The organism is Faecalimicrobium sp. JNUCC 81, assembly GCF_053667625.1.
The window spans coordinates 3,164,887-3,181,589 of sequence record NZ_CM132203.1 but is presented as its reverse complement, the minus strand read 5'-3'; the positions used below and the strand labels follow the sequence as shown (position 1 = coordinate 3,181,589).

The 16,703-nt window shown below is 34.1% G+C and carries 7 protein-coding genes, 2 tRNA genes and 3 rRNA genes; 11 read left to right on the top strand and 1 reads right to left on the bottom strand.

What is annotated here, in order from left to right; all coding sequences use genetic code 11:
* The first annotated feature begins 196 nt into the window (after positions 1 to 196).
* From JNUCC81_RS15725 to murJ, 8 genes are all read left to right on the top strand, one after another.
* Positions 197 to 487 carry a hypothetical protein gene (locus tag JNUCC81_RS15725; RefSeq protein ID WP_454094327.1) on the top strand — a complete coding sequence of 97 codons (291 nt, stop codon included), beginning with the start codon at positions 197 to 199 and terminating at the stop codon, positions 485 to 487.
* Between the two features lie 247 nt (positions 488 to 734).
* Positions 735 to 2,237, top strand: a 16S ribosomal RNA gene (locus tag JNUCC81_RS15720).
* Positions 2,238 to 2,288: 51 nt separating this feature from the next.
* Positions 2,289 to 2,364 (top strand) — tRNA-Ala (locus JNUCC81_RS15715).
* A gap of 230 nt (positions 2,365 to 2,594) precedes the next feature.
* Positions 2,595 to 5,496 (top strand): 23S ribosomal RNA (locus tag JNUCC81_RS15710).
* Positions 5,497 to 5,556: 60 nt separating this feature from the next.
* A tRNA-Gly gene (locus JNUCC81_RS15705) sits at positions 5,557 to 5,630 on the top strand.
* 9 nt (positions 5,631 to 5,639) lie between these two features.
* Positions 5,640 to 5,756 (top strand): 5S ribosomal RNA (rrf, locus tag JNUCC81_RS15700).
* The 16S, 23S and 5S rRNA genes sit together here with 2 tRNA genes alongside, the layout of an rRNA operon.
* 214 nt (positions 5,757 to 5,970) lie before the next feature.
* Positions 5,971 to 9,501, top strand: coding sequence for a pyruvate:ferredoxin (flavodoxin) oxidoreductase (gene nifJ / locus JNUCC81_RS15695; RefSeq protein WP_454094326.1), 3,531 nt, complete (start codon positions 5,971 to 5,973; stop codon positions 9,499 to 9,501).
* A gap of 204 nt (positions 9,502 to 9,705) precedes the next feature.
* Entirely contained in the window at positions 9,706 to 11,271 is a 1,566-nt protein-coding gene (gene murJ, locus JNUCC81_RS15690; RefSeq protein WP_454094325.1) for a murein biosynthesis integral membrane protein MurJ, read from the top strand.
* A gap of 55 nt (positions 11,272 to 11,326) precedes the next feature.
* On the opposite strand, the gene JNUCC81_RS15685 is transcribed toward murJ, so the two are convergent.
* A complete protein-coding gene (locus tag JNUCC81_RS15685; RefSeq protein ID WP_454094324.1) occupies positions 11,327 to 11,500 on the bottom strand; it encodes a hypothetical protein in 174 nt (57 codons plus the stop codon).
* A gap of 277 nt (positions 11,501 to 11,777) precedes the next feature.
* Between JNUCC81_RS15685 and JNUCC81_RS15680 the strand changes: the two genes are divergently transcribed.
* The 3 genes from JNUCC81_RS15680 to JNUCC81_RS15670 all read left to right on the top strand — a co-directional run bounded on the left by JNUCC81_RS15680 (position 11,778) and on the right by JNUCC81_RS15670 (position 16,440).
* On the top strand, positions 11,778 to 11,999 hold the full coding sequence (locus JNUCC81_RS15680) for a NifU family protein (protein ID WP_454094323.1): 222 nt from the start codon (positions 11,778 to 11,780) through the stop codon (positions 11,997 to 11,999).
* Between the two features lie 129 nt (positions 12,000 to 12,128).
* Positions 12,129 to 15,320 carry a two-component regulator propeller domain-containing protein gene (locus JNUCC81_RS15675; RefSeq protein ID WP_454094322.1) on the top strand — a complete coding sequence of 1,064 codons (3,192 nt, stop codon included), beginning with the start codon at positions 12,129 to 12,131 and terminating at the stop codon, positions 15,318 to 15,320.
* Positions 15,321 to 15,570: 250 nt separating this feature from the next.
* The gene (locus JNUCC81_RS15670; protein ID WP_454094321.1) at positions 15,571 to 16,440 is read left to right on the top strand and encodes a YitT family protein; all 870 of its coding nucleotides are present in this window, start codon (positions 15,571 to 15,573) and stop codon (positions 16,438 to 16,440) included.
* Positions 16,441 to 16,703: the final 263 nt, after the last annotated feature.

The following is a 16,703-nucleotide window of genomic DNA, read 5'->3' as shown; positions in this document are numbered from 1 at the left end:
TTATCATGTATAAGAGTATGACTGTAAATGAGTGAGATAGAGAAAGTTATTATTAGAGAAAAGCCATATAGAATATATATTAATTGAAATATATATTCTATATGGCTTTTTTATATAAATAAATTATAAAAAATATAATAAAAATTAATATTATGGAAAAATTAAAAAAGAATATTATTTTAGGAGGTAAAATAAAATGGATAATATAATGGCGCAAAGAAATAAATTAGAAGATGGTAGCTACAACTTATCTATTGAAGTTGCAGACTCTGCTTATTTTAATATATATGATAATGCAGATAATAAATCAGGAGAAGAGCTATTAAGAAACTATTTAAAAGATAATTCTGACGATGCAAGATATGATAATGTAAAAGTAAACCATAATAAAAATAGACATCTAGTTAATATTACAGCTAAATTAAATTATGACAGTAACTTACATACAGAGTATGAAAATATATCAAGATTAATGCATAAAAAGTAAATTTAATGGACAAGTATAGCGTAAATTTATAATTAAATATAAAAATTATAAAAAAGTTTTAAAAAAGTATTGACGTTATAAATTTAAGATGATATAGTTATACTTGTCCGAAAGACAAGGACGAAAAATAACAGCAAATAAGTTGTTATAAAGAACTTTGAAAATTAAACAGTAGGTTAATTTATAGAATTTGAAACAACCAAACAAAGCCAGATATATAACAGTATCTGAGCCCAAGTCAAAACTTATATTTAAGAGTTTGATCCTGGCTCAGGATGAACGCTGGCGGCGTGCCTAACACATGCAAGTCGAGCGATTTCCTTCGGGAAAGAGCGGCGGACGGGTGAGTAACGCGTGGGTAACCTGCCCTGTACACACGGATAACATACCGAAAGGTATGCTAATACGGGATAATATGTTTTGATCGCATGGTCGAAATATCAAAGCTCCGGCGGTACAGGATGGACCCGCGTCTGATTAGCTAGTTGGTAAGGTAACGGCTTACCAAGGCGACGATCAGTAGCCGACCTGAGAGGGTGATCGGCCACATTGGAACTGAGACACGGTCCAAACTCCTACGGGAGGCAGCAGTGGGGAATATTGCACAATGGGCGAAAGCCTGATGCAGCAACGCCGCGTGAGCGATGAAGGCCTTCGGGTCGTAAAGCTCTGTCCTCAAGGAAGATAATGACGGTACTTGAGGAGGAAGCCCCGGCTAACTACGTGCCAGCAGCCGCGGTAATACGTAGGGGGCTAGCGTTATCCGGAATTACTGGGCGTAAAGGGTGCGTAGGTGGTTTCTTAAGTCAGAGGTGAAAGGCTACGGCTCAACCGTAGTAAGCCTTTGAAACTGAGAAACTTGAGTGCAGGAGAGGAGAGTAGAATTCCTAGTGTAGCGGTGAAATGCGTAGATATTAGGAGGAATACCAGTTGCGAAGGCGGCTCTCTGGACTGTAACTGACACTGAGGCACGAAAGCGTGGGGAGCAAACAGGATTAGATACCCTGGTAGTCCACGCCGTAAACGATGAGTACTAGCTGTCGGAGGTTACCCCCTTCGGTGGCGCAGCTAACGCATTAAGTACTCCGCCTGGGAAGTACGCTCGCAAGAGTGAAACTCAAAGGAATTGACGGGGACCCGCACAAGTAGCGGAGCATGTGGTTTAATTCGAAGCAACGCGAAGAACCTTACCTAAGCTTGACATCCTTTTGACCTCTCCCTAATCGAAGATTTCCCTTCGGGGACAGAAGTGACAGGTGGTGCATGGTTGTCGTCAGCTCGTGTCGTGAGATGTTGGGTTAAGTCCCGCAACGAGCGCAACCCTTGCCTTTAGTTGCCAGCATTAAGTTGGGCACTCTAGAGGGACTGCCAGGGATAACCTGGAGGAAGGTGGGGATGACGTCAAATCATCATGCCCCTTATGCTTAGGGCTACACACGTGCTACAATGGGTGGTACAGAGGGCAGCCAAGTCGTGAGGCGGAGCTAATCCCTTAAAGCCATTCTCAGTTCGGATTGTAGGCTGAAACTCGCCTACATGAAGCTGGAGTTACTAGTAATCGCAGATCAGAATGCTGCGGTGAATGCGTTCCCGGGTCTTGTACACACCGCCCGTCACACCACGGAAGTTGGGGGCGCCCGAAGCCGGTTTGCTAACCTTTTGGAAGCGGCCGTCGAAGGTGAAATCAATAACTGGGGTGAAGTCGTAACAAGGTAGCCGTATCGGAAGGTGCGGCTGGATCACCTCCTTTCTAAGGAGAATTACCTACTGTTTAATTTTGAGAGTTCTTAAAACTCTATATGGGGGTGTAGCTCAGCTGGGAGAGCACTTGCCTTGCACGCAAGGGGTCAGGAGTTCGATCCTCCTCATCTCCACCATTAGTACTTTGAGCAACGTAATAAATTGAATGAATATGAAATTTGTTCGTTGACGATGTACGCTAGTACTTTGAAAACTGCATAACATTTAGTGATATGACATCATTTTATATATAGACAATGAAGTCTTTAAAATAAGCTAGACAGATAAGTCTTTAAAATCAACTTTAAGCACTGGAATAAACTGAGTGAATACGAAGTTTGTTCAGTAGCGATAACTTTTAATAACTGGTCAAGTTATTAAGGGTGCAGGGCGGATGCCTTGGCACTAGGAGCCGATGAAGGACGCGATAAGCTGCGATAAGCTTCGGGGAGTTGCACGTAAACTTTGATCCGAAGATTTCCGAATGAGGAAACTCACTTAGAGTAATGTCTAAGTATCGTTAAGTGAATACATAGCTTAGCGAGGGGAACTCGGGGAACTGAAACATCTAAGTACCCGGAGGAAAAGAAAGAAATTCGATTCCGTAAGTAGCGGCGAGCGAACGCGGAACAGGCCAAACCAATGAAGTTTTCTTCGTTGGGGTTGCGGACATATCATAAACGAAGAGGTCATCGTAAGTGAAGAGAGTTGGAAAGCTCCGCCATAGAAGGTAATAGCCCTGTATTTGAAACGATAATTCTTTAGATATGATCCAGAGTACCACGGGACACGTGAAACCCTGTGGGAAGCAGGAGGGACCATCCTCCAAGCCTAAATACTACCTAGTGACCGATAGCGCATAGTACCGTGAGGGAAAGGTGAAAAGAACCCCGGGAGGGGAGTGAAATAGAACCTGAAACCCTGCACTTACAAGCTGTGGGAGCACATTACTTGTGTGACCGCGTACTTTTTGTAGAACGGGCCAACGAGTTACGTTAAGTAGCAAGGTTAAGCACTTAAGGTGCGGAGCCGTAGCGAAAGCGAGTCTTAAATGGGCGCTTAAGTTACTTGACGTAGACCCGAAACCGGGCGACCTATCCATGAGCAGGTTGAAGCGAAAGTAAAATTTCGTGGAGGACCGAACCCACGAGCGTTGAAAAGCTCGGGGATGACTTGTGGATAGCGGTGAAATTCCAATCGAGCCCGGAGATAGCTGGTTCTCCCCGAAATAGCTTTAGGGCTAGCCTCAAGGTTGAGAGAAGCGGAGGTAGAGCACTGAATGTCCTAGGGGGTATTGCACTTACCGAAGACTATCAAACTCCGAATGCCGTATTCTTATACTTGGGAGTCAGACTGTGGGTGATAAGATTCATAGTCGAAAGGGCAACAGCCCAGATCGTCAGCTAAGGTCCCTAAATGTACGTTAAGTGGTAAAGGATGTGGGATTGCACAGACAACCAGGATGTTGGCTTAGAAGCAGCCACTCATTTAAAGAGTGCGTAATAGCTCACTGGTCGAGTGATCCTGCGCCGAAAATTTCCGGGGCTAAAACGTACTACCGAAGCTACGGCATCATTATGATGGGTAGGGGAGCTTCGTATGCAGGCTGAAGCGTGACCGTAAGGACGCGTGGACAGTATACGAGTGAGAATGTTGGCATGAGTAGCGAGACGTGGGTGAGAATCCCACGGGCCGTAAACCCAAGGTTTCCAGGGGAAGGTTCGTCCGCCCTGGGTTAGTCGGGACCTAAGCCGAGGCCGAAAGGCGTAGGTGATGGACAACAGGTTGATATTCCTGTACCGCCAATAAACGCTTGAGAAATGGGATGACACAGTAGGATAAGCTAACCACACTGTTGGTTATGTGTGGCTAAGTACTGAGGCAGTCAAGATAGGCAAATCCGTCTTGATAATGCTGGGGTACGATGGGGAGCGAAATTTAGTAGCGAAGTAGCTGATTTCACACTGTCAAGAAAAGTCTCTATCGAGTTTAAAGGCGCCCGTACCTCAAACCGACACAGGTGGGTGAGGAGAGTATCCTAAGGCCAGCGAGAGAACTATTGTTAAGGAACTCGGCAAAATGACCCCGTAACTTAGGGAGAAGGGGTGCCATCCTTTGGATGGCCGCAGAGAATAGGCCCAAGCGACTGTTTACCAAAAACACAGGTTTCTGCTAAGTCGCAAGACGATGTATAGGAGCTGACGCCTGCCCGGTGCTGGAAGGTTAAGGGGATCTGTTAGAGCAATCGAAGCAGTGAACTTAAGCCCCAGTAAACGGCGGCCGTAACTATAACGGTCCTAAGGTAGCGAAATTCCTTGTCGGGTAAGTTCCGACCCGCACGAAAGGCGTAACGATTTGGGCACTGTCTCAACAATAGACTCGGTGAAATTGTAATTCCGGTGAAGATGCCGGGTACCTGCGACAGGACGGAAAGACCCCATGGAGCTTTACTGTAGCTTGACGTTGGGTCTTGGTACTACATGTACAGGATAGGTGGGAGACTTTGAAGCATGAACGCCAGTTTGTGTGGAGTCATCCTTGGGATACCACCCTTGTAGTACTGGGATCCTAACCAGAGGCCTTGAATCAGGTCTTGGGACACCGTCAGGTGGGCAGTTTGACTGGGGCGGTCGCCTCCCAAAGAGTAACGGAGGCGCTCAAAGGTTCTCTCAGTACGGTCGGAAATCGTACGAAGAGTGTAAAGGCAAAAGAGAGCTTGATTGCAAGACATACAGGTCGAGCAAGGACGAAAGTCGGACTTAGTGATCCGGTGGTTCCGCATGGAAGGGCCATCGCTCAACGGATAAAAGCTACCCTGGGGATAACAGGCTTATCTCCCCCAAGAGTCCACATCGACGGGGAGGTTTGGCACCTCGATGTCGGCTCATCACATCCTGGGGCTGTAGTAGGTCCCAAGGGTTGGGCTGTTCGCCCATTAAAGTGGTACGCGAGCTGGGTTCAGAACGTCGTGAGACAGTTCGGTCCCTATCCGTCGCAGGCGTAGGAAATTTGAGGAGACCTGTCCTTAGTACGAGAGGACCGGGATGGACGTACCTCTGGTGTACCAGTTGTTCTGCCAAGGGCATGGCTGGGTAGCTATGTACGGAATGGATAAGCGCTGAAAGCATCTAAGCGCGAAGCCAACTTCAAGATAAGATTTCCCACCGTAAGGGTAAGACCCCAGGAAGACTACCTGGTTGATAGGTCGAAGGTGTAAGTGCAGTAATGTATTTAGCTTATCGATACTAATAGGTCGAGGACTTGACCAAAAAAATAAAATGACTAATATGTTAAATGTTTGCAGTTTTCAGAGTATTAACTCTAAAATTGCGGGTGTAGCTCAATGGTAGAGTTCCGGCCTTCCAAGCCGGCTGTGAGGGTTCGATCCCCTTCACCCGCTCCATAAAGATTATGTGGTTATTATAGCAAAGAGGATACACCTGTTCCCATTCCGAACACAGAAGTTAAGCTCTTTAGCGCTGATGGTACTTGGTGGGCAACTGCCTGGGAGAGTAAGACATAGCCACGTAATCTTTTTTTATGTCTAAATTAAATATACAAAAATCCCCTTGATATATAAGTTTATCAAGGGGATTTTTGTATATTTAAGAATTATAAGTTATATTTGCAAAAAATTATAAATTAGTTTGGTAAAACATGAGTATTATATCGAATTTATGTAAAAAATAATTAGGATTTATATATTAAAAATAAATAAAATCTAAAATGAGAGGAGATATAATATGTCAAAAATAATGAAGACAGTTGATGGAAATACAGCTGCGGCTTATGTAGCGTATGCTTTCACAGATGTTGCATCAATATTTCCAATTACACCATCAACAACTATGGCTGAAATAGTAGATGAATGGGCAGCTCAAGGCTTAAAAAATATATTCAATCAAAAAGTAAATGTAGTAGAAATGCAATCTGAAGCAGGAGCAGCAGGGGCTTTCCATGGTTCATTACAAGGTGGAGCTCTTACCACTACTTTCACTGCATCACAAGGGTTGCTTCTTATGATACCAAATATGTATAAAGTTTCAGGGGAATTACTTCCAGGGGTATTCCATGTTAGTGCGCGTGCAATAGCAGCTCAAGCTTTATCAATATTTGGTGACCATCAAGATGTTATGGCAACAAGACAAACCGGATGTGTAATGTTAGCATCAGGCTCGGTACAAGAAGTTGCAGATATAGCTCCGGTTGCTCACTTAGCAGCTATAAAAGGAAGGTTACCATTTGTACATTTCTTTGATGGATTTAGAACATCACATGAAATTCAAAAAGTAGAAGTACTAGAGTATAGAGATTATGAAAAGTTATTAGATAAAAAAGCACTTCAAGAATTTAGAGATAGAGCCTTATCTCCAGATCACCCAGTTACTCGTGGTACGGCTCAAAACTCAGATATATACTTCCAAACTAGAGAAGCAAGTAATAAGTATTATGATCAAATAATACCAATAGTAGAAGATTATATGAAACAAATGAGCGAATTAACAGGAAGAAATCATAGTTTATTCAATTACTATGGAGCTGAAGATGCAAAAGAAATATTAGTTGCTATGGGATCAGTAACAGAAACAATAGAAGAAACAATAGATGAACTAAATTCTAAAGGAGCAAAATATGGATTAGTCAAAGTTCATTTATATAGACCATTCTCTAAAGAGCATTTATTTAATGTCATGCCAAAAACTGTTGAAAAAATATGTGTAATAGATAGAACTAAGGAACCAGGTGCAATAGGAGAGCCACTATATTTAGATGTTAGATCAGCTTTTTATAATAGAGAAAATGCACCTATGATAATAGGTGGAAGATACGGACTTGCATCAAAAGATGTAACACCTTCAGATATAAAAGCGATATTTGATAACTTAGTAAGTGAATCACCTAAAGACCAATTTACAGTTGGTATAAATGATGACGTAACTAATACATCTATCGAAGTTAAAGATGAGTTAAAATTAAGCCATGAAGGAACTATAAACTGTAAGTTCTGGGGATTAGGATCAGATGGTACAGTTGGAGCTAATAAGCAAGCAATAAAGATAATTGGAGATAATACGAAAAAATATGTACAAGCATATTTTGCATATGATTCTAAAAAGTCAGGTGGTATAACTATGTCTCACTTAAGATTTGGAGACAGACCAATTAGATCAACTTATTTAATAGATAATGCCGATTATATAGCTTGTCATAACCAATCTTATGTAAATCAATATGACTTATTAAGAGGACTTAAAAAAGGTGGTATTTTTGTTTTAAATACTATATGGAATGATCAAGAATTAGATACTCATTTACCAGCAAAAATGAAAAATTACATAGCTAATAATGATATTAAATTCTATACAGTAAATGCTACTAAAATAGCTCAAGAAATAGGTCTTGGAAATAGAATAAATATGATAATGCAATCTGCATTCTTTAAATTAGCTAACATAATATCAGAAGAAGAAGCTACTGAATACCTAAAATCATCTATAAGTAAAGCTTATGGTAAAAAAGGTGAAAAAGTAGTTAATATGAACTATGAAGCAGTAGAGAAAGGGAAAAATTCAATAACAAAAATTGAAATTCCACAAAGTTGGACAAATGCAAACGATGAAGTAAAAGAAAGTAGCAATGAGCCCGAGTTTGTAAAAAATATATTAAGACCAATGAATGCGCAAGAAGGAGATGGATTACCTGTAAGTGCATTTAATGGAATCGAAGATGGTACATTCCCTAATGGGACAGCAGCATATGAAAAACGTGGTATAGGAGTTAATGTACCAGAATGGATATTAGAAAACTGTATCCAATGTAATCAATGTTCATATATATGTCCTCATGCTACTATAAGACCATTCCTTGTAAGTGAAGAAGAACTAGGAAAAGCACCAGAAGGATTTGGAACTAAAAAAGCTGTAGGTAAAGGATTTGAAGGATTACAATATAGGATACAAGTAGATACTATGGACTGTACAGGATGCGGAAACTGTGCAGATGTATGCCCGGCTAAAGAAAAGGCATTAGTTATGAAACCACTTCATACCCAAATAGAAAAAGAAATACCAAATTGGGAGTTTGCAGTAGCTGAAGTTTCATATAAAGGAGATTTAGTAGCTGGTAAAACAGTGAAGGATTCTCAATTTAGAACTCCTTTAATAGAATTCTCAGGTGCATGTGCAGGATGTGGAGAAACACCATATATTAAACTAGTTACTCAATTATTTGGAGAAAGAATGATAATAGCAAATGCGACAGGATGTTCATCAATATGGAGTGCATCAGCTCCAACTAGTCCATATACAATAAACCATGAAGGTAAGGGTCCAGCTTGGGCAAACTCATTATTTGAAGATAATGCAGAGTTTGGATATGGAATGTATTTAGCATCTAAGCAAATGAGAAGTAAAATAGAAGATGTAATGAATGAATTATTAACTATGGAAGGCACAGAAAGTTTAAAAGAAGTTTTTGAAGAATGGATAGCGAATAAGGAAAACGGTGAAGGATCTAAATCAAGTAGTAAAAAAGTACTAAAAGCTATAGAAGGATCTTCATTTAGTCCAGATGTACAAGTTTTAGTTGATGAGATAAAAGATAGAAAAGATTATCTAGTTAAGACATCTCAATGGATAGTAGGTGGAGATGGTTGGGCATATGATATAGGATATGGAGGCCTAGATCATGTAATTGCATCTGGAGAAAATGTTAATATATTAGTATTTGATACAGAAATATATTCTAACACTGGAGGACAATCATCTAAAGCTACGCCAGTAGCTGCAATGGCTAAGTTTGCAGCGTCAGGAAAAAGATCTAAGAAAAAAGATCTAGGTATGATGGCAATAACATACTCAAATGTATATGTAGCGCAAGTATCTATGGGAGCAGACAAAAACCAATTAATGAAGGCAATAATAGAAGCTGAAAGCTATGATGGACCATCATTAATAATAGCTTATGCACCATGTATAAGTCATGGTTTAAAAGAAGGTATGGGAAGAAGTATAGCTAATGAAGCTCAAGCAGTTTCATGTGGATATTGGCATTTATATAGATACAATCCTCAATTAAAGGAAGAAGGAAAAAATCCATTTATATTAGATTCTAAAGAGCCTAAAGAAAGTTTTAGAGATTTCTTAATGGGACAAGTAAGATACTCAGCAATTGCTAAACAATTCCCAGATATATCTGATGAACTATTTACATTAGCTGAAAAATATGCAAAAGAAAGATACGAGGGCTATAAAAGATTAGCAGAACAAATGTAGATTACAAAAGAGTGCATAGTTTATAAACTATGCACTCTTTTTATATATTTATAATTATAAAACTTAATATAAAATAAGTCTAATTAGTAAAATATTATTTATGTAATTAAAATTTGATATAATTAGTATATAGTTGTACAATATTAGATAAAAATATTAAAATAATATAGAATATAATAGGTTTAGTAGAGAAGAGGATTATATATGGCAAAGAGAACTAAAAAGGCAGCAGTTATTCTTATGACGATAATATTAATATCAAAAATAACTGGCTTTCTAAGAGATATAGTATTAGCACAAACCTTTGGAGCTGGAGAAATAACAGATGCATATCTTACTGCGTTAAATATACCAGTAGTTTTATTTGATGGAATAAGTGCTGCTCTTGGAACAACATTTATACCTATGTTTTTTAAAGTTAAAGATAGTGATGGAGAAGAAGGAGTAAATAAATTTACTAGCAACGTATTGAATATAGTTGTAGTTCTAAGTGTATTATTTATCATTGTAGGTATGATATTTGCCCCATACATAGTAAAATTATTTGCCATGGGATTTAGTGGAGAAGTATTAAATCTTACTGTAGAATATTTAAAAATACTATTATTCTCAATGATATTTATAGCAGCTAATGGGCTTATATCATCATATTTAGTAGCGTCAGGAGATGTTTACATATCAGGTCTTATAAGTATTCCATTTAATATATTTGTTATAGGAGCGATAATATTAGGATCTATAACAAACTCTTATGTTATGGTGTTTGGAACATTAATTGCGTATATAGCTCAACTTTTATTCCAATTACCATTTTTATTTAAAAAAGGATATAAGCATGGATTTAAAATAAACTTTAAAGATGAAAATATAAAGCAAGTAGTATATCTTGTTATACCAGTATTTTTTGGTTCATATGTAGGACAAATAAATTCAATAGTTAATAGAACTTTGGCATCTACCTTAGAAAAGGGAAGTATTACTGCACTAAACTATGCAAATAAACTAAGTATGTTTGCAGTAGGTGTAATAGTTGTAGCGCTATCTACAGTTATATATCCAGTTTTATCAAAATTAGCTAGTGAAAATAATATAAAAGGATTTAAAAGTAATTTATCTAAATCTATAAATATTATAGTAATACTAATGGTACCTATAATGATTATGATTATGGATTTTTCAACGCCTATAGTTAGAATTTTATTTGAAGAAGGATCATTTGATTCACATGCTACATATTTAACATCAACAGCGCTATCTTGCTACTCTGTAGGTATAGTAGCTTATGGACTTAGGGAAATTTTGGCTAAAGGGTTTTATTCATTACAAGATACTAAAACACCAGTTAAAAATGCTACTATATCAGTGGTTATAAATGTAATTTTTTCTATAGTTTTAGTAAGGTATATGGGTATTGGAGGTTTAGCTTTAGCAAGTTCTATATCTGCAATATTAACTACCATGTTACTTTTTATATCTTTAAGGAAAAAAATTGGAAAGCTAGGATTTAAAAATATATTTATAACATTTATAAAAGTATCAATAGCATCAATTATTATGGGAATAACAATGAAGTTTATGTATAATAAGATACTAGGCTTAAGAAACATATTTACAATAGAAAATAGAAAATTTATAGGCGTGGACACTGTAATTTCTGTATTTGTAGGATTAATTATTTATATAGTTTTAATATTACTATTTAATATTAAAGAAGTAAGAGAAATATCTGAAATTATTGTAAATAGAATAAAAAAATATATAAAAAAATAAAGTCTTTAAGACTTTATTTTTTTATATATTTTTTATTTTAATTATGCATAAAATTTTATTTAAATAATAAATTTGTAGCAGTACCACCTACTAAAGCAGGGATTATTGATGACAATAAGCATAGTTTCATATTTATAAAGCTTATGTCTCCTTTAAAATTTAAACTATATAAAGCCACAAAAAGTATATACACAACTAAATATATAATTAATTTATTTATATACCTCATATATACTCATCTCCTTATAATAATTTATACTTTAATTATAAATTATTTTTATTAGGTCTGTAAACATTTTCCTGAGAAAAATTTTATAATATTTAAGATATATAATTAAAAATATTATAAAAATAAGTTAATTGTATATAATATTTGTTTTTTATGCATAAAATGAGTTAATTAAAAATAAAATTATAAAAATGAAAAATGAGAAAAGGATATATAAATATAGCATAGAAACTTATGAATATATGCAATTATAAATTATTATTTTAGGGGGAAGTTTATGACAGATAAGGTGTCAGCAGTTATCGAAAGAATAAGGCCATTATTACAGAAAGAAGGTAAAGATTTAAAGTTGGTAAATGTAAATGATCAGGGTATTGTATTAGTAAGATTAGAAGGAAATTGTAAAAAATGCCCTGTGTCAGCAGCTACTTTAAAGTTAGTGGTAGAAAATTTATTAACTAAGGAAATTGAAGGTATTAATAAAGTAATAGATATATAAAATCACTCATATATGAGTGGTTTTTTATTTTTTGTATATTAACCAAAATCTCTGAATATGGAAAAAAATGTAAATATGTAGTATAATTTAAAAAAATGTAAAAACTTAGGGGTAACATAAGGGGAAGAGATGAAAAAAATAAGCTTAATAAATATTTTAACTATTAATATTTTGAGCTTTATATTTTTTGTTATGAGTTTCTTTAATGTAAATGCATATGCACATGATATAAAGTTTAGAAATATTACCCATGAGGATGGGTTATCTCAAGCAACAGTAGAGACTATAATTCAAGATAGACAAGGATATATTTGGATAGGCACAAATGACGGACTTAATAAATATAATGGATATGATTTTAAGATATATAGACATGACCAGGATTCTGAAAATAGCATAACAAATAATTATATTGTTGATTTACAAGAGGATAAAGAAGGAAATATATGGGTAGGAACGGCTAATGGATTAAATAAAATAAATCATCAAGGTAAAATAACTAATTACTTCGCGGAAAAAGATAATGGGAACCTATCAAATAATAATATAGGTGATATATTAATAACTAAAGCAGGAGATGTTATGGTTGCTACATCTAATGGGCTTAATGTTTATGATGAAGAGAAGAATGAATTTAAACGTATTTTAAGTGGAGAAAATGATATAACTAATCAGTTTATCCATACATTGAAGCAAGATGCCAATGGAGATATATGGATAGGAACTAAAAATGGATTAAATAAGTTAGATATTAAGAGCCAAAAAATTTATAAATTTTATAGCAATGAAACAGAAAATAGCATAAGTGGAAATAATATATATGGACTTTCGTACGATGATGATGGATATATATGGATTGGAACTTTTAAAGAAGGATTAAACAGAATAGATATAAATACTCATGAAATAAAAAGGTATAAAAATGACCCCAAAGATATAAATTCACTTCCAGGAAATTACGTAAAAGATGTATATAAAGATAGTAATAATATACTATGGGTGGCTACAGATAGAGGATTAGCAAAGTATAATGAGAAAAAAGATAACTTTACGACATATAAAAATAAAATATATGATGAAGATAGTTTAGTTGATGATGACTTATTTACAATTATAGAGGATAAAAGTGGATTAATATGGGTGGGTACTTATAATGGTGTAAGTGTTTTTGATTCTAATAATAAAATGGAACATTATAAAAAAGACCCAACTAATAAAAACTCATTAAGTGATAATTTAATACATGGTATATATGAAGATAAGGATGGATTACTATGGGTAGGAACGAACTCTAAAGGTGTAAACGTAATAGATAGAAGAAGTGATAAAGTAACTCATATAAATAAGGACAGTACAAATGGAATTTTTGTTAATGATTCTATAAACGATATAACAGGAAAAGATAATATAATATATATTGGTACTAATAATGGTTTAGTAAAAATTGATAAAGATAAAAATATTATAGATACATACGATAAATCAAATGGAATATGTGAAGATAATGTAAGATGCTTATATCTAGACAGCAAAGGATATTTATGGATTGGAACTACAGATGGAGTAAGCATATTAAATACAAAAAATGATGAAGTAATAGACATTACTAAAATATTAAAGGATAATGGTATAGAAGATTTATTTGCTAGGGTAATATATGAAGATAAAGAAGGAATATATTGGATTGGAAGCTTTGTAGATGGGGGGTTAATAAGATTAGACCCAGTTAAAAAAACTATAAAAAACTATAAAAGAAAAACAAATGATAAGAGAACTATAAGTAGTGATACAGTAAGATCAATAGCAGAAGATAATAAAGGAAATTTATGGATAGGTACTAGTTATGGGCTGAATAAGTTCAATAAAAAATCAGAAACATTTACAAGGTATACAGTACATGATGGATTATCTAATGATACTGTATATGGAATATTAGTTGATAACGATGATGATTTATGGCTTAGTACTAATGAAGGTATTTCAAAGTTAGATACTGAGAGCAATAAGTTTGAAAAGTTTGGGGCAACAGATGGACTTCAAGGAAATGAATTTAATGGAAGTGCATATTATGAAAATAGTAAAGGTGAATTTTTCTTTGGAGGAACCAATGGGCTTAATATATTTAATCCAGATAAAGTAAAGAAAAATGATTATGTGCCAAATGTTGTTTTTGATGGATTTGAAGTTAATGGAAAAAGCTATAATAATATAGATGGATTAAAGTTTAAGCATAATGAAAATTTTATAAATATAAATATGTTTATATCAGATTATAGAAATATAGAAAACGTACAGTACAAATATATGCTAGAAGGTGCAGATTCTGAGTGGCATATGCTAGATAGAAATAATATAAATTATAGCAATTTACCTCCAGGTAATTATACCCTTAAAGTAAAGGCAAGAAGTCATAATGGAAAAGTAACAGATGAAAATCATGTAAGTTTTACGATACTACCACATCCATTAAAAAGTGATATAGCAATATTTATATATTTTCTACTTTTTATTTTGATAATATATTCGTATATAAACAGAATGAAATATTTAGATAAGTTAGTAACAAAAAAGACAGAGCAATTAAGTTATGAAATGGAAAAAAGTAATGAATTACTGAATAAAGTTATTCAGCTAGAAAGAAATAAAAATAATTATTTTATAAATTTATCTCATGAACTTAGAACTCCTTTAAATGTAATATATACAACGGAACAGCTTATAACAGAGTTTAATAAGTCTGAAAAAGGCATAGAGAAAGATAAATTGAGTGACTATATGAAGGTAATGAATAGGAATATAAAACGTTTACTTAATTTAATAAATAATCTAATCGACACAACTAAAATAGATAATGGGAAATATAAGATTAATTTAAAAGAAGAAAATATAGTATATATAGTAGAAGAAGCGACGTTATCATTAAAAGAATATATAGAAAGTAAAGGAATTCAGTTAATAATTGATCCGGATATTGAAGAAAAAAATATAAAATGCGATGCATATGAGATAGAAAGATGTATAGTAAATCTAGTAGGAAATGCAGCAAAATTCACACCAAGTGGAGGTACCATCGAAGTCAGGATAAAAGAGTTAAACAATAGGGTGATTATAACTATAGAAGATAATGGTATAGGTATAGATCCTAAGTACCATAAATTAATATTTGACAGATTTAACCAAATAGTAGATGCTAATTCTGAGGTAAAGGGTGGAAGTGGTCTAGGTTTAACTATCACCAAGCATATTATAGAAATGCATAATGGAGAAATTTATGTTGAAGGAAATATAGGCAAAGGAGCTAAGTTTACAATTATATTATAAAGAAAAAATGCGAATATTTTATAAATATTCGCATTTTTCTTTATATAAATAAAATAAACTATAGGAGGGGAATATAAATAAAAACTTACAATCATATAAACAAACAAAAATGCAAATATTTAACATATATATATAAATAAAATATGATTTAATGCGAATATTATTAAAAACTATTGCTAAAACAAAATGATAGAGTTACAATAAGATGTTGCAAATATACACATGTATTTATTAAAAAGGAGGAGAGTAAATGACAACAGCTAAATCTTTGAATATTGAAGATAATAAATTTTTACAATTTGGATTAATAATTATTGGTACTATACTTCAAGCTGTGGGAATCAATGCTTTTTTAGCACCAGCTAAGATGCTAAGTGGTGGATTAGCCGGTATATGTATAATTTTAAATCAGACATTAGGCCTTAACCAAGGTATGATGAGTTTCTTAATAAATATACCTATATTTATATTAGGTAGCAGATTTTTAGATAGAAAGTTTTTAGTTATAAGCTTTTTTAATATGATTTTATTCTCATTTTCCCTGGGAGCTACGCAAGATTTATTCCAAGCATTTTATATGGATGACATAATGTTACAATGCATATTTGGTGGTGTATTAAATGGAATTGGTATGGGATTAGTTTTTAAAGCTAGAGCATCAGCAGGTGGGCTAGATATAATAGCAGCTATAATGAAAAGAAAATTTGGTATACCTTTAAAGAATACATATTTAACCGTAAACTTCTTTATTGTATGCGCTGGAGGATTCCTATTTGGTGCAAAGCCAGTAATGTATACTTTAATAGCAATGTATTTAACTTCAATAACAATGGATATGGCGAAAGATATATTAGATAAAAATAAATCAATACTTCTTATATCAGAAAAGTATGAAGAAATTGCAAAAGCTATAATGAATGAAATGGGGACTGGTGTAACATTCTTAGAAGCTGAAGGAGCATACACTAACAGTAAAAAGAAAATAGTGTACTGCATAGTTGCATCAGGTCAAGTTGCAAAACTTACAGAATTAATATATAGCAAAGATGAAAGTGCTTTTATATCTGTAAACCACGTAGAAGAAGTAAGAGGTGCTGGATTTAGAGAAAAATTTTTATAAATTTAAAAATTAAAAATATATTATTAAAAATCTATGGATTTCAATACTATTTAAAGAAAATAGTTAGTTTCCATAGATTTTTTTATTAGAATGCAAAATTAAAAATAAATTAAAAGTATAGAAATTAAAATAATTCGACTAATTAATAATTAATATTAAATGAAAATAATTATCAATAACTATAGACAAGGTAACCAATGTGATATATATTATAGATAAAGGGAAATTTTCCCTAAGTAAAAAATTAATATGAGGGAGGGGAT